At 39.0% G+C, this 21,647-nt stretch carries 25 protein-coding genes; 7 read left to right on the plus strand and 18 right to left on the minus strand.

Features of this window, described 5'->3' with window-relative positions; all coding sequences use genetic code 11:
- Positions 1–14: 14 nt before the first annotated feature.
- The 3 genes from MVE01_RS08260 to recA all read right to left on the minus strand — a co-directional run bounded on the left by MVE01_RS08260 (position 15) and on the right by recA (position 5,246).
- Complete coding sequence (locus tag MVE01_RS08260) at positions 15–3,470, minus strand: acyl-[ACP]--phospholipid O-acyltransferase (protein ID WP_472561708.1); 3,456 nt, start codon at positions 3,468–3,470, stop codon at positions 15–17.
- Complete coding sequence (locus tag MVE01_RS08265; protein WP_472561709.1) at positions 3,470–4,132, minus strand: MerR family transcriptional regulator; 663 nt, start codon at positions 4,130–4,132, stop codon at positions 3,470–3,472. The genes MVE01_RS08260 and MVE01_RS08265 overlap by 1 nt, the downstream gene beginning before the upstream one ends.
- A 79-nt stretch (positions 4,133–4,211) precedes the next feature.
- A complete protein-coding gene (recA, locus tag MVE01_RS08270) occupies positions 4,212–5,246 on the minus strand; it encodes a recombinase RecA (protein WP_472561710.1) in 1,035 nt (344 codons plus the stop codon).
- A 187-nt stretch (positions 5,247–5,433) separates the two neighbouring features.
- Between recA and MVE01_RS08275 the strand changes: the two genes are divergently transcribed.
- Together MVE01_RS08275 and MVE01_RS08280 are read left to right on the plus strand one after the other, a co-directional pair.
- A complete protein-coding gene (locus MVE01_RS08275; protein ID WP_472561711.1) occupies positions 5,434–6,300 on the plus strand; it encodes a menaquinone biosynthesis family protein in 867 nt (288 codons plus the stop codon).
- Complete coding sequence (locus tag MVE01_RS08280) at positions 6,301–7,077, plus strand: UDP-N-acetylmuramate dehydrogenase (RefSeq protein ID WP_472561712.1); 777 nt, start codon at positions 6,301–6,303, stop codon at positions 7,075–7,077.
- An 8-nt stretch (positions 7,078–7,085) separates the two neighbouring features.
- Here the strand turns inward: MVE01_RS08280 and MVE01_RS08285 are convergent, their stop codons facing one another.
- From MVE01_RS08285 to MVE01_RS08325, 9 genes are all read right to left on the minus strand, one after another.
- Positions 7,086–7,649, minus strand: a complete 564-nt coding sequence (locus MVE01_RS08285) for an Lcl C-terminal domain-containing protein (protein ID WP_472561713.1) — start codon at positions 7,647–7,649, stop codon at positions 7,086–7,088.
- A 77-nt stretch (positions 7,650–7,726) separates the two neighbouring features.
- Positions 7,727–8,314, minus strand: coding sequence for a L,D-transpeptidase family protein (locus tag MVE01_RS08290; protein WP_472561714.1), 588 nt, complete (start codon positions 8,312–8,314; stop codon positions 7,727–7,729).
- 21 nt (positions 8,315–8,335) lie between these two features.
- Positions 8,336–8,635 (minus strand): hypothetical protein, encoded by a 300-nt coding sequence (locus MVE01_RS08295; protein WP_472561715.1) that lies wholly within the window; start codon positions 8,633–8,635, stop codon positions 8,336–8,338.
- 96 nt (positions 8,636–8,731) lie between these two features.
- Complete coding sequence (locus MVE01_RS08300; RefSeq protein WP_472561716.1) at positions 8,732–9,313, minus strand: L,D-transpeptidase family protein; 582 nt, start codon at positions 9,311–9,313, stop codon at positions 8,732–8,734.
- A gap of 90 nt (positions 9,314–9,403) precedes the next feature.
- On the minus strand, positions 9,404–9,919 hold the full coding sequence (gene tpx, locus MVE01_RS08305; protein ID WP_472561717.1) for a thiol peroxidase: 516 nt from the start codon (positions 9,917–9,919) through the stop codon (positions 9,404–9,406).
- 263 nt (positions 9,920–10,182) lie between these two features.
- A complete protein-coding gene (locus MVE01_RS08310; RefSeq protein ID WP_472561718.1) occupies positions 10,183–10,575 on the minus strand; it encodes a DUF6858 family protein in 393 nt (130 codons plus the stop codon).
- 229 nt (positions 10,576–10,804) lie between these two features.
- Positions 10,805–11,974, minus strand: coding sequence for an NAD(P)/FAD-dependent oxidoreductase (locus MVE01_RS08315; protein WP_472561719.1), 1,170 nt, complete (start codon positions 11,972–11,974; stop codon positions 10,805–10,807).
- A gap of 9 nt (positions 11,975–11,983) precedes the next feature.
- Positions 11,984–13,438, minus strand: a complete 1,455-nt coding sequence (gene ccoG / locus MVE01_RS08320; RefSeq protein ID WP_472561720.1) for a cytochrome c oxidase accessory protein CcoG — start codon at positions 13,436–13,438, stop codon at positions 11,984–11,986.
- A 1-nt stretch (position 13,439) separates the two neighbouring features.
- Positions 13,440–14,111, minus strand: a complete 672-nt coding sequence (locus tag MVE01_RS08325) for a recombinase family protein (RefSeq protein ID WP_472561721.1) — start codon at positions 14,109–14,111, stop codon at positions 13,440–13,442.
- Positions 14,112–14,269: 158 nt separating this feature from the next.
- On the opposite strand from MVE01_RS08325, the gene moaC reads away from it, so the two are divergent.
- Positions 14,270–14,740, plus strand: a complete 471-nt coding sequence (moaC, locus tag MVE01_RS08330; protein ID WP_472561722.1) for a cyclic pyranopterin monophosphate synthase MoaC — start codon at positions 14,270–14,272, stop codon at positions 14,738–14,740.
- Positions 14,724–14,993 carry an HP0495 family protein gene (locus MVE01_RS08335; RefSeq protein WP_472561723.1) on the plus strand — a complete coding sequence of 90 codons (270 nt, stop codon included), beginning with the start codon at positions 14,724–14,726 and terminating at the stop codon, positions 14,991–14,993. Before moaC ends, MVE01_RS08335 begins: the two co-directional genes overlap by 17 nt.
- Positions 14,994–14,999: 6 nt before the next feature.
- Here the strand turns inward: MVE01_RS08335 and MVE01_RS08340 are convergent, their stop codons facing one another.
- The 4 genes from MVE01_RS08340 to glmM are packed head-to-tail and all read right to left on the minus strand — an operon-like array spanning position 15,000 to position 18,548.
- Positions 15,000–15,815, minus strand: a complete 816-nt coding sequence (locus MVE01_RS08340; RefSeq protein ID WP_472561724.1) for a paraquat-inducible protein A — start codon at positions 15,813–15,815, stop codon at positions 15,000–15,002.
- A complete protein-coding gene (locus tag MVE01_RS08345; protein ID WP_472561725.1) occupies positions 15,815–16,765 on the minus strand; it encodes an esterase-like activity of phytase family protein in 951 nt (316 codons plus the stop codon). The genes MVE01_RS08340 and MVE01_RS08345 overlap by 1 nt, the downstream gene beginning before the upstream one ends.
- Entirely contained in the window at positions 16,762–17,211 is a 450-nt protein-coding gene (gene lspA / locus MVE01_RS08350) for a signal peptidase II (RefSeq protein WP_472561726.1), read from the minus strand. The genes MVE01_RS08345 and lspA overlap by 4 nt, the downstream gene beginning before the upstream one ends.
- A complete protein-coding gene (gene glmM / locus MVE01_RS08355; protein ID WP_472561727.1) occupies positions 17,211–18,548 on the minus strand; it encodes a phosphoglucosamine mutase in 1,338 nt (445 codons plus the stop codon). Before glmM ends, lspA begins: the two co-directional genes overlap by 1 nt.
- 194 nt (positions 18,549–18,742) lie before the next feature.
- Between glmM and rpsT the strand changes: the two genes are divergently transcribed.
- The 3 genes from rpsT (at position 18,743) to MVE01_RS08370 (ending at position 20,719) form a co-directional block, all read left to right on the plus strand.
- A complete protein-coding gene (gene rpsT, locus MVE01_RS08360; RefSeq protein ID WP_472561728.1) occupies positions 18,743–19,009 on the plus strand; it encodes a 30S ribosomal protein S20 in 267 nt (88 codons plus the stop codon).
- Positions 19,010–19,090: 81 nt separating this feature from the next.
- Positions 19,091–20,158 carry a peptide chain release factor 1 gene (gene prfA / locus MVE01_RS08365; RefSeq protein WP_472561729.1) on the plus strand — a complete coding sequence of 356 codons (1,068 nt, stop codon included), beginning with the start codon at positions 19,091–19,093 and terminating at the stop codon, positions 20,156–20,158.
- A gap of 93 nt (positions 20,159–20,251) precedes the next feature.
- Positions 20,252–20,719 carry a hypothetical protein gene (locus MVE01_RS08370; RefSeq protein WP_472561730.1) on the plus strand — a complete coding sequence of 156 codons (468 nt, stop codon included), beginning with the start codon at positions 20,252–20,254 and terminating at the stop codon, positions 20,717–20,719.
- Positions 20,720–20,773: 54 nt separating this feature from the next.
- Here MVE01_RS08370 and soxZ read toward each other — a convergent pair whose 3' ends face one another.
- Positions 20,774–21,088, minus strand: a complete 315-nt coding sequence (soxZ, locus tag MVE01_RS08375) for a thiosulfate oxidation carrier complex protein SoxZ (protein ID WP_472561731.1) — start codon at positions 21,086–21,088, stop codon at positions 20,774–20,776.
- A gap of 45 nt (positions 21,089–21,133) precedes the next feature.
- Positions 21,134–21,607, minus strand: coding sequence for a thiosulfate oxidation carrier protein SoxY (locus MVE01_RS08380; RefSeq protein ID WP_472561732.1), 474 nt, complete (start codon positions 21,605–21,607; stop codon positions 21,134–21,136).
- Positions 21,608–21,647 lie beyond the last annotated feature (40 nt).

Genomic DNA, 21,647 nt, shown 5'->3' on the forward strand with positions numbered 1-21,647 from the left:
AGTGCATCCTTTATTTAATCGTTAATACTCAATTCCAAAGCAACTTTTTTAGCCCCTTTAAAATCTGCCTTCCCCGTACCAAGTTTAGGGAGTTCTTCTACTTTATAATATTCACTCGGCACAAACAGAGGATTCATCTCCAAAGTTTTTATTTGCTCTTTAAGCGTTTCCGTCTCCAGTTCTCCCTCAAGCAACAACACCAGTTTTTCACCCTTCTTCTCATCAGGCAATGCAGCAACAGCTATCTGGTCATTTTCCCCAAGTATCTTGGATATTTCGCTCTCTACAAGCCCTAAGCTAACCATCTCTCCGGCTACTTTGGCAAAGCGGCTGTAACGGTCAACAATGGTGAGGAAACCATCTTCATCTAAGCGTCCTTTATCACCTGTTACATACCAGCGTATGCCGTCGAGTTCTTTGATGACAGAGGCAGTCTTTTGGGGGTCACCGATGTAGCCTTTCATGATCTGTGTACCACCGATAAGGATCATCCCCTCTTCACCTGTAGGCAGCTCCTCAAAACATTCAGGATCAACGATCTTGAAACTGCTTCCGGGAAGAGGAAGTCCTACAGTACCTGCTTTATTGCCAATTTGTACCTTCCAACTGTCCTGCATAAGTACATCAGGTATGTTGACCGAAGCCACCGGTGTGGTCTCTGTAGCACCATAGCCTTCATAAATATTCCGTCCAAATTTATTTTTGAACGCTTCTCGTATTTCATTTGGCAGTTTCTCTGCACCCGCCACCACCATACGCAGGCTCTTGAACATCAAAGGATGCAACTTACGGTTTCTTGTGTAAAGCCTAAAGAAAGTAGCAGTGGCAAAAAGCATGGTTCCTTCATACTTTGCTGCCATTTTTCCTATGCCAAAGCCATCGGTAGGGTCTGGGTGACAAGCTACAGGAATACTCTCAATCAAGGGAAGAAGTGTTGTTACTGTCAATCCAAATGAATGGAAAATAGGCAGTGTTCCCAACATCACATCTTCATCTGTCGGATTGAGCAGTGTAGTGATCTGCTTAATGTTACCCATCATATTCCGGTGGCTCAGCTCTATACCTTTTGGAGTACCTTCGCTTCCACTGGAGAAGAGAATCGCAGCCGTATTATCCAAAGCACTTTTTTGAATAAACAAAAGACTCAATAATGAAGAAGGGAGAAATTTAACAAGTAAAAACATCCATGCACTGCCTGCTTTACTCATATGTTTTTTCATCTCTTCAAGGTAGATCACCTCTACATCCTGAAGTACCGCAGCCATATCAAATCCTTTAGCTTTGAGTTTTGTGACAAACTGTCTGGAAGCCACCACTTTTGTAATGTTGGCAATCTTTAAGGCATGCAACAGACTCTCTGTTCCACTGGAGTAGTTTAGGTTCACGATCGTTTTACCCAGTGTAAGCAGTGCCATATTCCCCATCGACCCCCCTACTGATGTAGGCAGTAGCAAGCCGATATTTTGACTTCCTCTCACTTTTGCTTTAAGTATCCGAGCGATCATCAGTGTTCCTGCAGCAAATTTCTCTCCACTGACTTCCACACCTGTTGAATCAGCTATACAGAGTTTACCGCCGGTCTCCTTGGCAGCATCTATCCATGCTTTTTGCACACAAGGCAATGTCTCAGCATACTGTTTCCAGCTTGCAACAGAGAGATCAAACACTGCTTTCTTTACCTCACTGGCATTGGTATGAATATCCAATGCTTCTCCAAAGTTCACAGAGATCTCTCTGGTCGTGTTGCGTTTCATTTTTTTAGAAGCATAAGAGAAGTTGTCTTCCCACAGTCCTCTTAGGTAAAAAGGAATAATGATCGCATCTTCTACCTCTTTGGTGGCTATCTCAAATCCTCTTTGGAACGTTCCTAAATGTCCATTTCTTGAAAGATGACCCTCCGGAAACAGTGCCACTGTCTCCCCACGATTGAGTGCTTCTGTCACTTTGACCAGAGCTCCTTTGCTCCCTCTGCTTGAGATAGGGATCACTCCAAAGAAATCTAAGAACGGTCTAACATACCACTTCTCATAATAACTTCTCTCCATCACAAAACGAATCTGTTCAGGGTATGCCATTTGCAAAATCGCCCAGTCTAAAAACGAGATATGGTTCCCTAAAAGAAGTACCCCTTTATTGGATTCTATGTTTTTAAGCCCTTCTACATACAGACGATACTTCAACCCAATGATCATCTTGACCAGATAACGTACCAACGATTGAGGCAGTTTAACGAGTGTATACCCCATTCCCAGTAGTGCCACCACTGCTATCAAATAGAATAAAGCCCTGCTGGAGAGGTCGAAATAGCCAAAGATTGCTGTCACTGTCAAAAAGAGGAACATCGAGAGATTTTGCATAAAATTGTTGCCGGCAAGTACTTTACCCAATATCTTTGAGGGGGTAGCAAACTGTATCATCGCATTAAGCGGCACGATGAACAATCCAGCAAAAAAACCAAAGAGAAACAGTACACTGCCCAAAGCCCAAAGATGGCTGAGAGTTGGGATAAGATAAAGTGTGACGGCAATACCCAATGCACCTAGGGGGATGATCCCTGTCTCTATGTAATTCCTGCTCACACGTCCAGCAAAAAGTGACCCAAGTACAATACCTACACCAGAAAGAGAAAGCAATCCTTGGGCTATAACGGTATCAGTGATCCCAAGATTCCCTTTGAGATAATCTCCAAAGATCGCAACAACCACTTGGGATATTCCCCAAAATATACTTAATCCAATAATACTCAACCATACCGCATCATTCTTTTTTATAACATTTAAATTATTCTTAAGATAGTGCAGATTCCTATATTCTTTAGGCTCAAAGATCATCTCCTTATCCAACTCAACAGATTGAAACTCTTTTGCTAATTTTTTTGCAGAAAGATACTCGATAATACTTGCACCTATAAGCAAATACCCCACTGGAGCAATATAGGTTAATATCTCTGAAGGGAGCATTGTGGCATCCTGTAGCAAATACTCAAAAACCATAGAGTAGATCACTGCACCTGCCAGAATGGAGACAATAGTCACTGCCTGCACCAACGCATTGGCTTCAGCCAGTTTTTCATTACCTGTCATCTCTTTAATAAGTCCATATTTAGCCGGAGAATAAATGGCACTTTGTGCCGCTAAAATAAATGTCAAAATAAATGCCATCCAGAACCATCCCATATAATAGGTAAAAAGTATCAATGTTGTAATACCAATCGCTGCAAACGATGCATACTCGATCACTTTTGTTTTAGGGAATTTATCTGAGAGAAATCCGGCAGGAGAAAAAAGAAAAATAAAAGGCAAAAGGATCAATGCGTTGACAATAGCAGTCAGCACAATAAGTTCAGACCCTTCATAGGCTTTAAAGATTGTATTTTGAAGAATGATCTTGTGCCCAAGATCGGTCATAGCGTTTAGAAAAATAATAAATATGTAGGGAATAAATCCGGCTATTTTGAAAAGCTGTTTCACTACGCATCCTTTTTGATAATATTTTGATGAGTTTGCACGGTGTGCATATTGAAGATGTAAGGTTTGAGCGTTAAAACTAGATCAAAAAGTAGTTCGTATCTCGCATTGTGAGACTCTTCATCATCTTTAAGGAGTTTTGCACCCACTTCATTCTCTTTTTGCGCCAATACTTTAGCATCTGTCACATAAGCATCCAGCAAAGAGATGTCCAATCCCAAAGCTTCTGTACGTAACAGTATTTCTCCTATCTCTACTTCTTTGGAAGAAAATCCTTTTGCACGCTCAAACAGGTAACCTTTTTCTTGGTAAACCTTTAACTTTTTTTCATCTATATGCAAGAGGGCTAAAAATGCTTTTTTACTATACCACTGGTTATCACGTCCTCCGGAGATAAGCTCCAAAGAGCGTACCATCATCTCGAATGAACCATCAAAATCAAAGTTGTTATCCTGAAAAATCGTTTTTATCTCTGCAAGAGAGTAAGAAAAATTATGTTGTAAATATTTGATAAATTTAAGTATCTGCACACAAGATGCGTCATAGAGGTGTACGTTGGGTTTGGGTTTTTGAGGCTCAGGCAAAAGCCCTTCTTTGATGTAAAAAAGTATTGTTGATTTACTCTCTTGGCTCAATGCCATGAGTTCTTTCATTTTAAATGCCATCATAAATCCTTTAATTGATTTATGACAGTATAGGAAATTTTACCTTAAAGTGTGAAGCATCACTTTACACTTTAAGGTTTTACTCTTGCATCTCACTTTCATCTACAGTCAGTCCTGCACCAAAACCAAGTGCCTCTTTTACTTTCTTATCTATCTCTGCCATCATCTCAGGATTCTCTTTAATAGTAAGTTTTGCATTCTCTTTACCCTGTCCAAGTTTTTCAGCCCCATAAGAGAACCACGCACCAGATTTATCGACAATGTCCATCTTAATACCATAGTCTATAAGCTCCCCAATATATGAGATCCCCTCTCCAAACATAATATCAAACTCTGCCTGTCTAAATGGAGGTGCAACTTTGTTTTTCACCACCTTGGCTTTGACACGGTTACCTATGCTAGATTCTCCTTGTTTAAGTGTTGCGATACGTCTTACATCAATTCTTACAGAACAGTAAAACTTCAATGCATTACCGCCAGTAGTTGTCTCTGGAGAGCCGTATCCCATCGTCCCAATCTTCATACGAATTTGGTTAATGAAAATGACTGTGGTGTTCGTCTTATGCAAAATAGCTGTAAGTTTACGAAGTGCCTGTGACATAAGTCTGGCTTGAAGCCCAACATGTGTATCTCCCATATCTCCTTCTATCTCTGTTTTAGGTGTCAATGCAGCAACGGAATCCACAACTATCAGGTCAACAGCTCCTGAACGCGCCAATGTTTCAAGTACATCAAGAGCTTGCTCACCGAAGTCTGGCTGAGATACCAACAGATTATCTGTATCAACACCTAAGTTCTTAGCATAAACTACATCAAGTGCATGCTCTGCATCTATAAAAGCACACACCATCTCTTTTTTCTGAGCAGAAGCGATGGTTTGTAGCGCTAAAGTTGTCTTACCAGACGACTCTGGTCCATAAATCTCAATAATACGCCCTTGAGGAATACCACCAATCCCTAGAGCCATATCTAGCCCAAGTGAACCTGTAGAGATAGACTCTATCGGTTCAAATGCTTTATCACCAAGTCTCATAAGCGTACCCTTACCAAACGTCTTATCTATCTGTTTGATTGCCATATCCAGTGCTTTTTGTTTGTTTGCATCCATTGCCATAGTCATATCCTTCACCTTTATCTGTTGAATTTTATCTAAATAATCATTAGTTACTTAGTCATGTTGGCAGTTTAATACAAATTTGAAAAAAAAGACAAAAATATGTCAAATTGTCATATTTTTTCGATAATTTACCTTTTTGCACCCTTATGATAAAATACATCTACTATAAAAACAAGGTAAACCTATGCCAAACCCAATCGAACTTGCCCACTCTCCAGATGCTGATGATATTTTTATGTACTTTGCTATCAAATTTGGCTGGGTAGATACCAAAGATTATGAGTTTACGAATGTCGGACTAGATATTGAAACGCTAAATGTTGAAGCCCTTAAGGGTACCTATGATGTAAGTGCCATTAGCTTTGGAATGTACCCGCTGATAAAAGATGAATATGCCCTGCTTCGTACCGCAGTGAGTTTTGGTGAGGGGTATGGACCTAAGCTCATTCGCCGTAAAGACAAAAAGTTAAAACGCAACTTTAAAGTAGCACTCTCCGGTAAATACACGACCAATGCCATGCTCTTTAGACTCTACTACCCTGAAGCTCGTCCAGTCTATATGGATTTCCTTGAGATAGAAAAAGCAGTAGTCTCTGGAAAAGTAGATGCAGGGGTACTCATACATGAATCTATACTAGATTTTGATGAGAGCTTGGAAGTAGAAAAAGAGGTATGGGACATCTGGGTGGAACTTGCAGGCGAGGGCCTACCTCTGCCTCTTGGCGGCATGGCGATACGTCGAAGCCTGCCACTTAACCGTGCGATTGACATAGAGAATATCCTCATAGATGGTGTCAAAGTCGCCAATGATAAAAAAGAGGAACTGTGTAAAAAACTGGAAGACGAAAACCTTGTACGCATCTCTGATGAGATGCTGACAAAATACTTAGATATGTATGCTTCAGATGAATCCGTAGAGCTGAGTAATCTGCAACTCAAAGCCTTAAACAAACTTTATCAGATCGGTTTTGAACATGGAATGTGGGACTGTCCTATGACAACTGAAGACTACCTCATTCCCAAAGAGTATGAAGCTTTACGGAACAGCTAAATGTTTTTTAAAACCATCGACTTCTCCAAATACTCCAGCATCAAAGTAGGACAACCTACCGAAGTTCTGATGATAGAAAAGGGGGATGCTATCCCCAACGATAGATATCTCATCGGTGGTGCAAACAACCTTTTGGTATCACCTACCCCTCCACCTCTTATGATGCTCAGCAAAGATTTTGCATATATCATACAAAACGAAAATATACTGGAAATTGGTGCAGCTATGCCAACAGGACGTATTGTCTCCTATGCAAAAAAACACAATATCACAGGATTTGAGTTTTGCTCCAAGCTTCCCGGTACACTAGGCGGTATGCTGGCAATGAATGCAGGTGTAAAAGAGTATGAAATCTTCAATATCCTGCACAGTATTGAAATCAATGGGAAATGGATTGCCAAAGAAGAGATTGCACATGGGTACAGGTTTGCACATCTTGGAGGCACAGCAACAGCTGCAAGATTTGAAACACAAGAAGGATTTAGCCAAAAGCTACTTGATTCCCTTCTTGATTTACGCGCAAATCAGCCCCATGATCCAAGTGCCGGTTCTGCATTTAAAAACCCTCAAAAAGATGCAGCAGGTAGACTTATAGAGGCTGTAGGACTTAAGGGATTTAAAAAAGGGAATATGGCATGGAGTAATATCCATGCCAATTTTTTAGTCAATTTGGGAAATGGATCATTTGAAGATGCCAAATATCTTATTGATCTAGCTAAAGAAAAAGTATTGCAAAAGTTTGATATTACTTTGGTGGAGGAGATCAAGCTCCTCTAAAACAATCACTATCTGCTTCTAAAGGTAGAGACTTCTTTTTCTCCGGCCACAGTTCCGAGTCTTGAGCCACTTCTTTTTTCCGATTCACGTATACAACGTACACATCTGATATAATTTGTCTCTTTTTTAACTCTTTTATATTGATAGGCATCTGCAGGGAAGACCACATAATATCTATTTTCGGTAGTAGGCGTTGATGACCAGAAATCATTCCCTCTGTAATAGGTAAAGACCTGTCCTGTTTTTCTATGCACATGCATAAGTTCGTCTGCTGTAGGAAGTCTCCAGTCTGTATATCCTGCATAATTCAATCTACGGCAATAGTTCATTGCATGATTCCAGGTTCCCGCTTTGGCGACTGAATGGTGACGCTTATAGGCACCATCTTCCGCATCGGTATACGCTTGATCCTGCCACATAAGCTGAGCATCTTTTTCTATATATATTTTGTTTGCTTTACATATCTTGTTAGGGATATCTGCAACTGCCGATAGATTGGGGCTTATATTCCCCCCTGCTATAAGCAGTGCAGTTGATAAAAAAACCCATAACATCACCACTGTTTTCTTCATTACTTTCTCCTTCAAAATCCAATATTATTCAATATGATAATATAACCTTTATCAAACTAAGCTAAATTTTTTAATAATTATGAATTAATTGTAATCGGTACACCGTTCTCTACTGCTACCCAAAGTCTGTCCATTGCTCGATTTGGCACTGCCATACACCCTTCTGTCCAGTCATGTGAAAGCGTATAATTGTCTCCATGTCCGTCTGCATTCCATTTTGGTTGCCCATGTATCGTAATATATCCTCCCGGTGTTGCCCCATGCGCTCTTGCTCTTGCCTTATCTGCAGCATTCGGATAAGAGATCATTAAAGATCTATAGAGTCTGGGATCACATTTTTTTCTTACAATACAATAACTCCCTTCCGGTGTTCTATAATCTCCGGCACTGATCTTATTTCCTTTATCTCCATTTTTTCCCAAAGAGATACGAAATTCATCCACCACTTTTCCATTACGATAGGTATAGAGTCTTCTTTTCTTTTTATAGACAACGATCTTGTCTATTTTTTGACTTTTGATAATTTCAGAACCTGAAGCCAACTGCTTACGGCACTCTTTTGTCGCATAAGGTGTTTTATCTACTTTACCATAGGCTGTAGGCTCTCCGCACCCTCCAATAAAAAAAACTGTTACCGCTGCTAAAAATCCTAATATTACTTTCATTTTTTCTCCTGTCATTTATATTTAACCCCAGTCTTCATTTTGATGTCTGGATCTGTGTTTATCTTTTTTGTACGATGTACCGTTTTTTAGCTTCTGCAAACGGTTGAGATTACTCATTTCAGCCTCTCGCATGTCACTAAAAACTTTATCATTAAAATCTTCAGACAAACAAGTTTGTTGATAGATTCTTTCAATATACGATTTAAGTTGCTGATGATATTCTGAATCCAACTGCACTTCCGCTTTTTCATCAAACTTTTTTTTCAGCTGTTCAAATTTTACCATAAAACTTTGAGAACATGCCTGCTCATCCCGGAACATTCGAAAAAGATTTTTACTTATCTTTTCCAATTCTGTTATATATTTCTGACGATTGAATTTATCGATCTGTTTTTGCGTGTATCTAATACTGTCTCCTTAGCGAATAATGATCGGTACACCTTCTCGTACCGCATACCATAATTGTCTCATAGCAGTGTTTGTCACGGCAACACAACCTTCCGTCCAGTTATGGGAAAGAGTATAAGTGTCTCCTTTCCCGTCCGCATTCCATACAGGTTGTGCATGAATAGTAATATCACCTCCTGGATTCACTCCTTTGGCTTGTGCTTTTTTCACATCTTCAGGACGAGGGTAAGAGATGCAAAGCGAACGATAATATTTGGGAGAGCATAACTTTCTCTGTATCCAAAAAGTACCCTCCGGAGTTTTATAATCCCCTTTTTGTTCCTTCGTTCCTACAGGATTTTTTCCTAAAGAAACAGGGATCGTACTTTGTACTTTGTTATTTTTATAAAGATACATTTTACGTTCTTTTTTTTCAACGATGATCAGATCGATACTCTCGCCTTCTATATAATCCTCAGCATCCAAAAGCTCTTTTTTACATTCATCCAGAGTATAGCGGTTTCCTTGGACTTCCGGATCTTTTCCACAGCTGGATAAAGCCAGTAAAAAGAAAAATAGAAAATAGAAAATAATTCTGTGGCTTAAAAACATAAGTGATTGTAACGAAATTCGAAATAAAGATAAATAAAATGGGAGAAAAAATGGGAGAAAGTTCAAAACCCGGAAGGGTTTTGAAAAAAATTAAAGTGCTGCTTTAGCTGCTGCGATAGCTTCTTCATAGTCAGGCTCTTGTGTAATTTCAGGAACAACTTGCTTATAAGTGATTTTTCCGTCTTTTCCTACAACAAAGATAACTCTGGCAGTTACACCCGCCAAAGGACCGTCTGCAAGAAGTACACCGTAAGCATTTGCAAACTCTTTATTTCTGAAGTCAGAACATACTTTTAAATTTTCGATTCCAGCTGCTCCACACCATCTAGCCGCTGCAAATGGAAGATCCATAGATACAGTGATCACTTCTACACCGTCTAGTGACGCTGCTTCTTGGTTGAATCTTCTAGTCTCTGCATCACATACACCAGTGTCCAGTGAAGGAACTGCAACTACAAGTTGCACTTTACCTTCTCCCCCTACTTGTTCGTCTTGAAGCATTGGATCACAGTTTACTACTGTGACTACCGGTGCTGTATCACCTACGTTGATTTCTGTACCGCCAAGGTTACATACGATGTCATTTTTAAATGTTACTGTTGCCATTTAATATCCTTTAAATTGTTTTGATAGGAGCATTATGACTTAATTCGGATAAATTTAGTCTTAATTAAGCCATTTCCATTGATTTGTATCTGTTTAAACATTATCTCAACTGCCGTTGTAACGTATTATTTAAAGGCTTCTGTTTCTTATCGTAACATATAAATTTAGTTTTGTTTGGGAAAGTGGTATAACTACTATATCATACCAGGGAGAACTTCTTTCCCACTTCTTTGTATAGAAAGAAGTAAAAAAGGAAAAGAGATTTATTTATTTGCGATTGCTTTTACCCATTTTTCCATGGCTGCATTGGCATCCGGATTTGGTGCTTCCAAAAAGCTTATGACAAAACTCTTGTGCATTTCAGCAATACCAAAAGAACGTGGTCTTACCCCAAGCACTTCCGGCTTAGGCAATACTTTCCCAAAACAACAAATAAGATTTTTAGCATCTTTAATATTCTCTGAAATTTCTCCGACTTTAAGACCCGACGTATGGGCATAATGATCAAAAACACCAATAACCACTGCTACAGGATGTGCTTCTATCTGAGTTTTCAAATATGTGATAATTTCATCTACATTGTTATAGGTTGTCTCATTTTTTGCTATTTCAATGGTAAATACTGGATATTTTTCCATGACTGTGATTTGTTTCATTTTTCTTATTTTCCTTTGTATCGTAAAATTGTATTTTAGGTTATAGCGTTTTCTTAACGCACAGCCTCCGCGGCTTCACTTCGTTACGACCGCTTCGGTTTCGACGCTACAAAAGACACGCAGATGTCGTTAGACTAAAGTAGTTCCAGCCTCCGCGGCTCCGCTTCGCTATGACCGCTCCGGTTTCGACACTAAAATCGACACGCAGGTGTCGATTTCTTAACGTGTCTCACATTCCAGGGATTCTTGGGATCTTTCCCAGTTTGGAATTACGGCAGTACCATCCCCACCCTTTTTTCATCCAGTGTCCTATGATCGGCATAGGGATCATTTTGCCCCCTTTATTGTCTCTGTAAACAAAAGCTGCTCCATTACCAGTATCCATGACACACAAAATATTGAGATGCTCTTCATAGCTGTATTTTGAATCAATATTCTGGATCTTCATCGCTATATTGTAGGCTGTATTTTTAGCCATAACCTCAGCCACATGTCCTTGTTTGGCTCTCCACTCCGGACCCATAAGTGAAGCAGAATCACCAATAGCATAAATACCTTCAAATCCCTCTATCTCATTGTATTTATTGGTCACAACAAAGCCTGCTGCACTCAATGGCAATCCAGACTCTGCTAAAATACTATGTCCCGTTCCTGCAGAGATGAACATGGTGAGATCAGATACTATCTTCTCCCCATCCTCAAAGAGGATGCCATCTTCTATAAATTCTGTAATTTTTGTACCGACTTTTTTCTTGATATTGGTCATTCCGAACATCTTGTCCATCATCACCAATGCTTTGTCACCCATTTTCTGTCCAGGTTTTTCCATAGGTGCAAAGAAAGTCAATTCAAAATTTTCTCTGATACCTTTGTTCTTTAGAAAATTATGGACATTGAAAAGCACTTCAAAAGCAGGACCTCCACGGACAGCAGAACTGTCTTTTGGGTTTCCGCCAAAACCCATAGCGATCTTCCCACTATCTTTAAGAACAAGGGCATCCAAACGTTTGTAAAGTTCTTCTGCCTCTTCAGGTTTCCCGCAAATAGAAAGTGTGTGCTCCATCCCTTTATGTTTCATCTTGTCCTGTCCAAGTGCAACAACAATATATGCATAATCATCTAATACCCGACCACTTTCAAGTGTTACCCTTTTTTCTTTTGCTTCAAAAGAGACTACCGGATCAATGATCAGCTTAAATCCATGCTTAAAAGCGATCTTGTCAAGAGGTACAGAAACATCCTCTTTGGTTACCTCTCCTGTCGGTATCCAGATTGAGGTAGGATAGATATAAAAATAATCCCTCTCACTTACCAGTGTTACATCAAGTTCCTGTTTTCTGAGGTAAATTGCCGCTTCAACACCCGCAAATCCACCACCTAATACTAAAATTTTTGACATTATCACTCCTTACTTTTTAAGGAGATCTGAACGAGGATAGACAAATACAGTGTGTCTTTCTACTGCAATTTTCTCTTTGTCATCCGTTGCAAATGCCTTGATCGTTACAGGGATCGGTGTATCTTTTCTTGCATTATTCGCTAAGCGTTCTTTGGTTCTAAGCACAACCACTTTTTTACGTTTTTTGCCCGGGGCAATAGAAAAAGGCTCTTTAGGTCTAATGATCTTGATTTTATTTTTCAAATCTCCTTCTATCTCAAAGTAATAGGTATGTTTTTTGCTGTCTGTATTGGCAAAAAGGAAAAGGTAATCATTCTCTACCCTACCATGATCAAGTACTTTATAAAGTCTCGTTGTTTTATTGACATTCAACAGCATATGTTCTTTTTTGCTTCCCATAACAAACAGTGCAACAAGTACAATTGCCAATACTGTAAAGTACGCAATCACTTTAGGTCTGAAATAATTTGTTTTACCTTTTTGATAGATTGTCTCATTCTCACTTGACCATTTTACCAGTGAAGGTTTACCTAAGGCACCCATAACTGTCGTACAGGCATCAACACACTCCAGACAGTTAATACACTCAAGCTGTAATCCTTTACGGATGTCGATGTGCGTAGGACAGACCGTTACACAACTCTCACAGGTCGTACACTCTGCTGTAGGATCCGCAGCAAGCAGCTCTTTTGTTTTACTATACTCTTTGTGTCTGTCATGTCCATGCCCCTGGTAGATCTCTCCTCCACGATTAGGATCGTAGATCGCCATGATCGTATCATCATCATACAGTACTGACTGTACACGGCTGTAGGGACAAATATAAACACAAAAATCCTCTTTAATAAAGATAACATCAACAATAATAAAGAGAGCAATACCGATCAGCATTCCAAATAGCATCATGTGTTCACTTGGATTTTGCAAATACTTGAAAAAATCTTCCGGCGGCACAAAGAACCAAAGAAAGTCTGCAGCAGCAATAAACGCCAGAATCGACCAGAGCAGAATCGCGATCACTTTTTTCACCTGATTTTCAGGTTTACTCATGTCCGGATCTTTTTGCTTGTTTTTAATACGCTTTCTCAAGCCAAGCAGTTTTGTTTCTATTCCATCTCTGTAGATGACTCGGAAAATCGTTTGAGGACAGGCCCATCCACACCATGCTCTACCACCTACTGCTGTTACAGCAAAAATACCCAGAAAAAGCAACATAAGCAAAAACGGCATCAAATACAGTTCCTGCATATCAAATGCCACACCTGCCAAGTGTAGTTTTTTATGGTCAAAACTAAGTAGAAAAAGGTGATTCCCCCCAATAGTGATCCAGGGCATTACAAGTGCTACGATCGTCGCCGCTACATATGCCCAATAACGTTTAATACGATAAGGTACCCACCCCTTTAAATACTCTTTTGCTTGGTTCTTTTTGGATTTTGTCTCTTCATTCACAATTGCTTCCATTTTATGATATCCTTTCTTGTTGTTGTTTCTCTTGTTCAAATGGACATACCAATATCGTATTGTCCACGCCTGAAATATCCTGAGGTTGATTGATCTCCATCCAAGATCCTTCAACCAATTCTTTTATCCCTCTTGACTCGATATAATCTTTCAAAGAACTCCTGCTGACCTTTAATTCTCTTGCAATGGCACTGACATTCATCCCTCCTTTAAGTAAAGCGATGATCTGCGGCTGATACTCATCAAACTTTGAGGAAGATCGGCTTCCTTTCGGACGACCAATCTGATTTGATTTTGCTTTTTGTGCTTCTCGAAGATCATTGAGTAAAGGGAATATCTCTACAACTGTTGTCTCCTTATTGATCCGTCTCTTCGCACTGGCAATATACAGATCAATTTTCCGACTCAACATACAGTTTATGATTTTGATCAACTCTTCAGCACGATCACTCAAAACAGAAAGAGTATCAACAACAAGGCTACTCCCCTCTTCTAAAGAATGCATGAACTCTTCAAACTTTTTTCTCTCTTCTATAAGGTGGTTTTTACTAGAATACTCTATCACTTCCTTATCTATTTCCAGATTTTGAGCCAATGAAAATGAGAGGATATTACGCTGCTGTTCAGACATATTGTGATTGTCCGGCATTTGTCTTAAATACGCATAATTCATACTTCTCCTTATAACCTTTTGCCCACTTTAACAAAAATGATGTTAAAAATACATTATTTTTCTACTAAAAGCGTCATTTTATCTCTTTTTTCGTCATTTTTCTTCATTTACATCATTTTTTATGTTAAAATCTATAAAAATAAATAGTAGGTAACATTTTGAATTTAACACATTTAGATGAACAGAACAAACCAAAAATGGTTGATGTAGGCGACAAAGCAGCAACAACTCGTATTGCAACAGCAAGTGGAATTATAGAGGTTGGACAGGAGGCTTTTGATGCAGTAGTAGCCAACAGAGCCAAAAAAGGTCCGGTTCTCCAAACAGCCGTCATCGCAGCCATTCAAGGTACTAAACAGACAAGCACTCTCATCCCTATGTGCCACCCACTCATGCTGACCTCTGTGAAAACCGATATAGAAGAGCTGCCTAAACTACCTGGATTTAAACTCACCGTGACTGCCAAACTTACAGGACAGACAGGGGTAGAGATGGAAGCACTCACGGGAGTAAGCATAGGGTTACTTACCATTTATGATATGCTTAAAGCTATCGACAAAGGAATGATTATTAAAAATATTCAACTAGAAAGTAAATCAGGAGGTAACAGCGGTGATTTTAGACGATAAAACACAGAACAAACCAAAGATAGAGTATCCGACAAACTGGGGCTTTAAACTCATAGGAAAAGACAAAGAGAAATTACTGGCATGCATTAAGGAAACAATGGGAGAGAAAGAACACCTCTGCTCTCTGGGAAATGCTTCAAAAACAGGCAAATTCCACAGTTACAATGCCAGTTGTACCGTAGAAAGCAAGGAAGAGCGCGACAAACTCTTTAAATGTTTTCAGGACCATGATGATGTGGACATGGTGATCTGATTCCTGCTATGCTTTTAATCGGTGCAGCATCCTGTCCGCACTCAGACTTACCAGCATAGAGACTATCACATACGCCAAGAAGAAATAAAGTCCTACTTCAACCTCAGCACGGCTGACATCCCCTTTGTTTGCTGTAAGATAGACAAGAAAAGTAGCCACAACGAAAACATCAACCATGGACCACTTTCCTATCATTTTAAAGAACTTGACGATGCTATGGGCAAATTTGCTCTCCATAAAAACAGAGACAAAGAGCAAAGAGAGTGTTTTGACAAAAGGAACCAGTACAGAAAAGAGCAAAATGACCACAGCGACCACCACATCGCCATTTTCAAAAAGTTTTGAGATGGAACCTATAACACCTTTAGATTCAAAAGAGAGTACCACATCCCCAAGGTATTCTACTTCTTTGTGGATCGTCACCATCATAATGGGGGTAATCAAGCCAAAGATGAGTGTGATCAAAGCACCCATAGCACCAAAAAAAGTAAATGCCTGCAAGGAGAGGAGCATGTAACTCCCCAAAATACCCATGAGCGGCAAAAGTGCATACAGAGCATAGGTTTTACTTTTTATTTTATGCTGTTGTACCTCTTTGCGCAATATTTCAAATTTCTTTTTTTTACCATTTTTATACAATCCCAAAGAGACTGTTTCTGCAAGCTCTTTGAGTTGGAACTCTGCCAATTTTTTGGCACTCATCTGCTTTACAAGCGATGCCGTTGACACCTCGTATGCCTTTGCATGCGTGTAGGCTTTTGATCCAAAAAAGACCATCATCCCCAAACACAGGACCAAAACAGTGTATATAATATTTTTCATCATTGCTGCAATACCTCAAAATAGATCAACAGTGTTTTTTGGAAGAAATTGTCATTGTCATCGCTGATCATCACATAACGATGCCTGCCTACCTTTGCTAGCCCTTCAAAGTTATCTACACTCCAGCCCTTGTGGCTGTTCATCTTGGCAAGTACTTTGGTTTGACACCAGCCCTTTTTGCATCTGTGCAGATAAACCTTTTTAAGCGTGATGACAAAAGGATTTAACAATCCCGTATAGGAACGCTCCAGCACAAGCACATTGCCATCATCCATCACTTCCATCGCAACAACCGCAGAATTCCCTTCAGGCTCCGCCTTAAAATGCCATTTTCGCCCATTAAGTGCATAAATAGTCTGCCTCTTTCTGTTCTCTCTCTTCAGCGGCCACTCTGCTGCAGTCAGTAAACCGTACCTGGGATGCCAGGCAAGTGCTTCAAGTGATTTATTGCGGCTTCTGTAGTTTTTAGGATCTCTTAATACTTTCGGCAAGCTGTATTTTCGTATCAAAGAGCCAAATTTACTGCTGTTCTTGTGAAACCATGCAATTTTTGCTTTGCCTTCAAAAGAGACGAGCAGTCTTCCTTTTCCATCAAGCACAAGCCCCTCACTGTCTCTTTTATATTTTTTGAAACGCTTACCTTTCTTATTTTTCAAGGTTGTTGCACGAAGTGGTATGAATGTATCTATTTTTTTTGTAAATTTAACACGAAAAGCGAACAGTGTTCCTTTGTCTCCTACAAGGTACAGGATCCTTGTTTTTCTTCGGTACGCAATATCTGAAAGTTCAGAAAATTTTACACCGTTTATCTGCTCAAAAGAGAGCTGCTTCTGATCAAGTATCTTTATACCCATAAAACGGTTTTCTTTTAGAAGAGGGGCAATGTCTATTAAAGAGACAGAGGCCTGAAGCATTCCTGCATATACTATTAAAAGAAAAAAAAATCTCATTTTTCTTCAGACTTTTCAGGGAAGAAATAAGCCACAAGGATAATCCAGGCAATAGCAATATCTATCGCCACGTCTGCAAAGTTAAATACTGCATAGTTAAATCCGCAATGCCATGCTACATAATCCACCACCCCCTCATGCACAAAACGATCATAAACATTACCCAATGCTCCACCGAGAAGCAGTCCTATCGGGAAAGCATATCGCTTGATATATCCCTCTTTAAGTACCACATAGAGTATGCCTGCGACAAGAAGTGCCTGTATCCATTTCAAATATGGTCCAATGAAAGCAAACATAGAAAAGGCAACTCCTTTGTTATAATGCAACTCCAGATCAATACACGCTCCTGCCCGGTAGTACCCTTCAACAAAAAGTGTTTTGATATTTTGGTCTATGATGAACGTACCTATGGCTACAAGCAAAAAAATAAAAAAAGAACGCATTAAACAAGAGCACCTTTAAAAAATACTTTGCACTCTTCCATCATAGCTTCAAGTTTATGTTCATCTTTGCCTTCGAGCAAAAGACGGATCTTATTCTCTGTTCCAGAATATCTGAAAAGGTGACGCATCCCTTTATCCTCTACTTTCTTTTTAAGAGTATCGAGTCCTTCTATCTCTTCAAAAGGTCTCTTCTCATTTACCAATAGATTCACCAATGTTTGAGGATAGGATTCATATGGGTTGAATGCTTCACTTGCTTTTTGTTCTGTTTCTATCAAATAAGCCAAAGCCTGCAAAGCACTGGAAATACCATCACCTGTTTTTGCATAATCAGAAAAGATAATATGTCCACTCTGCTCTCCACCGAAATTCATTCCGTTCTCCTGCATCATCTCTACGACATTCTTGTCTCCTACGGCTGAGCGAAGCAATTTTAATCCGTTGTCAGAGAGATATTCATCAAGTCCCTGGTTACTCATAACTGTAGCTACCATACCCCCACCTTGTAACATGCCGTGTTTCTTTAAATGTACTGCAAGTACACCCATGAGTTTATCCCCATCGATCACTTCCCCTTTTTCGTCAACCATTACAAGTCTGTCTGCATCTCCATCAAGAGCGATACCCACATCTGCACGTTTATCCAAGACTACTTTTGCAAGAGTCTCAGGATGCATCGCACCACATCCTTCATTAATATTAAAACCATCCGGTTCATCACCTATGACAATAACCTCAGCTCCGAGTTCCTGCAGGATCGTAGGTCCGACAATATATCCTGCCCCATTAGCACAATCAATAACAATTCGCTTTTTCCATAAGGTAGAATTCTCAGGAAAAGAATTTTTAATATGCACAATATATCTTCCTACGACATCATCAATCCTTTTAGATTTACCGATCTCTTTTCCTGTTACTTGTGCTTTCTCTATCTGTTCAATATCTCCATATATCTTTTCTATCTCTTCTTCTTTTTCACGATTAAGTTTATTTCCAAACCAATCAAAAAACTTGATTCCATTATCAAAATAGGGATTATGGCTTGCAGAGATCATGATCCCCGCATCACAACGCATATTGGAAGTTAAAAACGCTATGGCAGGTGTAGGCATAGGACCTATTTGAATCACATCAAAGCCTACAGCTGTTAATCCTGAAACTATTGCATTTTCTATCATATATCCGCTTCTTCGTGTATCTTTTCCCACTAAAATTTTATTTGTTCTAGAAAATTGTTTAAAATATATTCCTGTAGCCATTGCCAATCGCATAGCATTGATCGCACTTACTTTTTTACCTGCTTTTCCGCGTACGCCATCTGTTCCAAATAGTGTCAAAATAATTTCCTTAATTTTAATTGCTTAATTTTAACGCAAATTAGTTAACATATCTATTATAGTGAATATAAAGCATTTAAATGTATTTTGCAATATATTTAATAAATCTTTAATCTTTTTTTAGCTATTATTCGCGAACTATTTTCACTCTATATCAGGGTGATAACAAACACTATACCTAAAAGGAATTACCTATGGCACATCATAAGTCAGCAAAGAAACGTATTTTGCAAACTGCTGTAAGAACTGAAAGAAACAGATATTACAGAACAAGAATTAAAAACATTACAAAAGCGGTACAGGAAGCAGTAGACGCAGCAGATAAAACTGCAGCAGCTGAAGCATTTAAAACTGCAAATAAAAATATCCACTCACTCGTAAGCAAAGGATTTATCAAAAAATCTACTGCAGCAAGAAAAGTAAGCCGTCTACATAAAATGGTAAATAAAATCGGAGCATAGTTCTTCAATTTTACTTCATCAACTAGCCTTCAAGGCTAGTTATCTTATAATACCTCAAATATTCCAACATAAAGAACAAAAATGTTCAAAGAAAAACTACAACCTTTTATAGATAGATATAACGAACTCAATGAGATGCTAAGTTCTCCTGACATTGCTTCAGATATCAACCGTATGACTGAACTCAGTAAAGAACAATCAGCATTAGCAGTCCTCGTAGAAAAAGCTAAAGAATATATAGAAACTGCCAATGCCATAGAGGAGAATAAAGAGCTTCTAGGGGATGCCGAACTAGGTGATTTAGCTAAAGAAGAACTCTCAGAGCTTGAGCCTGTATTACCTATATTAGAAGATGAAATCAAAGTACTTATGATCCCTTCTGATCCCAATGATGACAAAAATATTTACTTGGAGCTCCGTGCTGGTGCAGGAGGAGATGAAGCCGCACTTTTTGTAGCGGATGTCTTCAGAATGTATACACGCTATGCTGAGCAGATGGGATGGAAAATAGAGCTTATGAGTACTAGTGACGGTACAGCAGGTGGATACAAAGAAGTCATTGCACTCATTAAAGGGAATGCTGTATATTCTCAACTTAAATATGAAGCCGGTATTCACCGTGTGCAGCGTGTACCTGACACAGAAACACAGGGACGTGTACATACCTCGGCCATCACTGTAGCAGTCATCCCTGAAGTAGATGATGTAGAAGTAGATATTAAGCCTAATGAAATCAGAATGGATGTTTTCCGTGCCAGTGGATGTGGAGGACAGTGTGTCAATACTACTGACTCTGCAGTAAGGCTTACACACATACCTACAGGAATTACTGTTTCCATACAAGATGAAAAATCACAACATAAAAACCGTGATAAAGCGATGAAAGTACTCAAAGCCAGAGTCTATGAAGCAGAACTCGAAAAACAGCTGGCCGAAACCTCCAGTCAAAGAAAACTACAAGTAGGGTCTGGCTCACGTTCAGAAAAAATACGTACCTATAATTACCCGCAAAATAGACTCACAGATCACCGTATAGGGCTTACCCTCTATGCACTGGATGATATCATGAATAACGGCAACTTAAAACTGCTAATTGACCCTCTTATCGCCCATGCGCAAACAGAGGCTATTCAGGAAGCAGGACTGTAAAAGTCTACTCTTCCATCTTCAAAAAATACTTTCCTTTTGGCAATACATTAATAAATAAGCTATAATACTTCTAAAATATACCAATGGAGTTCCATGCACGCATTTAAACAAATTGCATCAAATAACGATCTTCAAGCAGTAGTAAAATCAGCCTTTGATACAGATTTTTCGATTAACGGTGCTTGGGGCTATACGCAGGCACAGGCAACCATTATAGAAGAAAATGAACATACCCTGCCTCTTTCTCAACTGGAGCATACTCTTACCTCTATGCGTACCTATCTGGAAATGAATATGACACTTCAAAAAGAAGAGAGATATGGCAGTATCAACGTCAATGAAATTAATAGAGAAGAGCTCAAAACAGATGAGCTTATTTATCATAAAGTCACCTATGAAATAACCGCAATGAAAGAAGATATTTACGCTGCGTTTATCAGTGAATACAAAGAGGGTTACGGTAAAGAAGATTTTGATCTAAACGATCATTTTAAAAGAAGAAAAGAGGCAACCCTAAATAGAGTACTTACCCATTGGTTTGAAGTTGGTAAAGTCATATAAACCACTCAAAAGTAACTCACATCACCTTACTTTGGATCCGAAGATCCAAGCAGATTAAAGACCTTTAATCTTCTTATCTTCAGTAACTGTTTTCCCTGAAAGATCTGTCCAGGTAATAGCGATCTTGTCCCCATCTTTGAATCCATCTTTTTTAAATTTAAATTTAAACTGAGGATTTTTTGACCAGAACTGACTTGTAGAAACATCATATACTATTTTATCACCTACTTTGGCTGTAATATGTGTAATGAAGTTTGCCTCTTTACCTTTAGCTTTTGCCTGATCGTATGTAAGCATATCATGTTTTGCCAACACTTTAACACCAACTACATCACCTTTAACTTTTGCTTTAATTTTCATATTTCCCATAATTTTGTTCCTTTATATTTTCTTTAATACTTGAAAGAGAGGGGATTAACCTTCACATCCGCCTTTTGCAACTTGTAATGCTACTGTACCTTTATAGAATTTACCGTCTTTCCCTTCTGCTATAGCAGTAATCACACCATTACCACCATTTGCATCTGTTGCTTTCAGCTTCATTTTAAGAAAATAATCAACGATGCCATTCTCAGGTACATTAAATACTGCTACGGCACTCTCTGGATCCATATTTTGGAATACTGCTACTGTTTTTGCATCTATATCAGATTTAATTGTTACCGGCACTGCTCCACCGTTACTTGCTACTTTTGGTGCTTTTACTGTTACACCACTCTCTTCCGGTTTAATATCACCATACAGTGCTTTAATCGCATCCTCAACTGTTTTTGCTTTCCATGCATCCGGTTTGGTCGCTCTAAAATCAATACTGCTCAATGCACTTAATGTTGCTGGTATCGCAGCAACTGCTAAAACACTTACACCTAAAAATTTTCTTCTATTCATACTGTTTCCTTTAATATATATTTACTATGATACAAAAGTT

The sequence above is a fragment of the Sulfurovum sp. genome (assembly GCA_026990595.1).
Taxonomy (GTDB): Bacteria; Campylobacterota; Campylobacteria; order Campylobacterales; family Sulfurovaceae; genus Sulfurovum.

Excerpts from the sequence above, each read along its gene's own strand:
- recA (WP_472561710.1), bottom strand. The coding sequence starts at position 5,246 with ATGGCAATGGATGCAAACAAACAAAAAGCACTGGATATGGCAATCAAA.
- MVE01_RS08345 (WP_472561725.1), bottom strand. The coding sequence starts at position 16,765 with ATGAGATTTTTTTTTCTTTTAATAGTATATGCAGGAATGCTTCAGGCC.
- MVE01_RS08285 (WP_472561713.1), bottom strand. The coding sequence starts at position 7,649 with ATGAAGAAAACAGTGGTGATGTTATGGGTTTTTTTATCAACTGCACTG.
- MVE01_RS08265 (WP_472561709.1), bottom strand. The coding sequence starts at position 4,132 with ATGGCATTTAAAATGAAAGAACTCATGGCATTGAGCCAAGAGAGTAAA.
- MVE01_RS08295 (WP_472561715.1), bottom strand. The coding sequence starts at position 8,635 with ATGTTCCGGGATGAGCAGGCATGTTCTCAAAGTTTTATGGTAAAATTT.
- MVE01_RS08290 (WP_472561714.1), bottom strand. The coding sequence starts at position 8,314 with ATGAAAGTAATATTAGGATTTTTAGCAGCGGTAACAGTTTTTTTTATT.
- MVE01_RS08280 (WP_472561712.1), top strand. The coding sequence starts at position 6,301 with ATGTTTTTTAAAACCATCGACTTCTCCAAATACTCCAGCATCAAAGTA.
- lspA (WP_472561726.1), bottom strand. The coding sequence starts at position 17,211 with ATGCGTTCTTTTTTTATTTTTTTGCTTGTAGCCATAGGTACGTTCATC.
- MVE01_RS08380 (WP_472561732.1), bottom strand. The coding sequence starts at position 21,607 with ATGAATAGAAGAAAATTTTTAGGTGTAAGTGTTTTAGCAGTTGCTGCG.
- prfA (WP_472561729.1), top strand. The coding sequence starts at position 19,091 with ATGTTCAAAGAAAAACTACAACCTTTTATAGATAGATATAACGAACTC.
- tpx (WP_472561717.1), bottom strand. The coding sequence starts at position 9,919 with ATGGCAACAGTAACATTTAAAAATGACATCGTATGTAACCTTGGCGGT.
- soxZ (WP_472561731.1), bottom strand. The coding sequence starts at position 21,088 with ATGGGAAATATGAAAATTAAAGCAAAAGTTAAAGGTGATGTAGTTGGT.
- MVE01_RS08325 (WP_472561721.1), bottom strand. The coding sequence starts at position 14,111 with ATGAATTATGCGTATTTAAGACAAATGCCGGACAATCACAATATGTCT.
- MVE01_RS08310 (WP_472561718.1), bottom strand. The coding sequence starts at position 10,575 with ATGAAACAAATCACAGTCATGGAAAAATATCCAGTATTTACCATTGAA.
- rpsT (WP_472561728.1), top strand. The coding sequence starts at position 18,743 with ATGGCACATCATAAGTCAGCAAAGAAACGTATTTTGCAAACTGCTGTA.
- MVE01_RS08300 (WP_472561716.1), bottom strand. The coding sequence starts at position 9,313 with ATGTTTTTAAGCCACAGAATTATTTTCTATTTTCTATTTTTCTTTTTA.
- ccoG (WP_472561720.1), bottom strand. The coding sequence starts at position 13,438 with ATGGAAGCAATTGTGAATGAAGAGACAAAATCCAAAAAGAACCAAGCA.
- MVE01_RS08370 (WP_472561730.1), top strand. The coding sequence starts at position 20,252 with ATGCACGCATTTAAACAAATTGCATCAAATAACGATCTTCAAGCAGTA.
- MVE01_RS08315 (WP_472561719.1), bottom strand. The coding sequence starts at position 11,974 with ATGTCAAAAATTTTAGTATTAGGTGGTGGATTTGCGGGTGTTGAAGCG.
- MVE01_RS08340 (WP_472561724.1), bottom strand. The coding sequence starts at position 15,815 with ATGAAAAATATTATATACACTGTTTTGGTCCTGTGTTTGGGGATGATG.
- MVE01_RS08275 (WP_472561711.1), top strand. The coding sequence starts at position 5,434 with ATGCCAAACCCAATCGAACTTGCCCACTCTCCAGATGCTGATGATATT.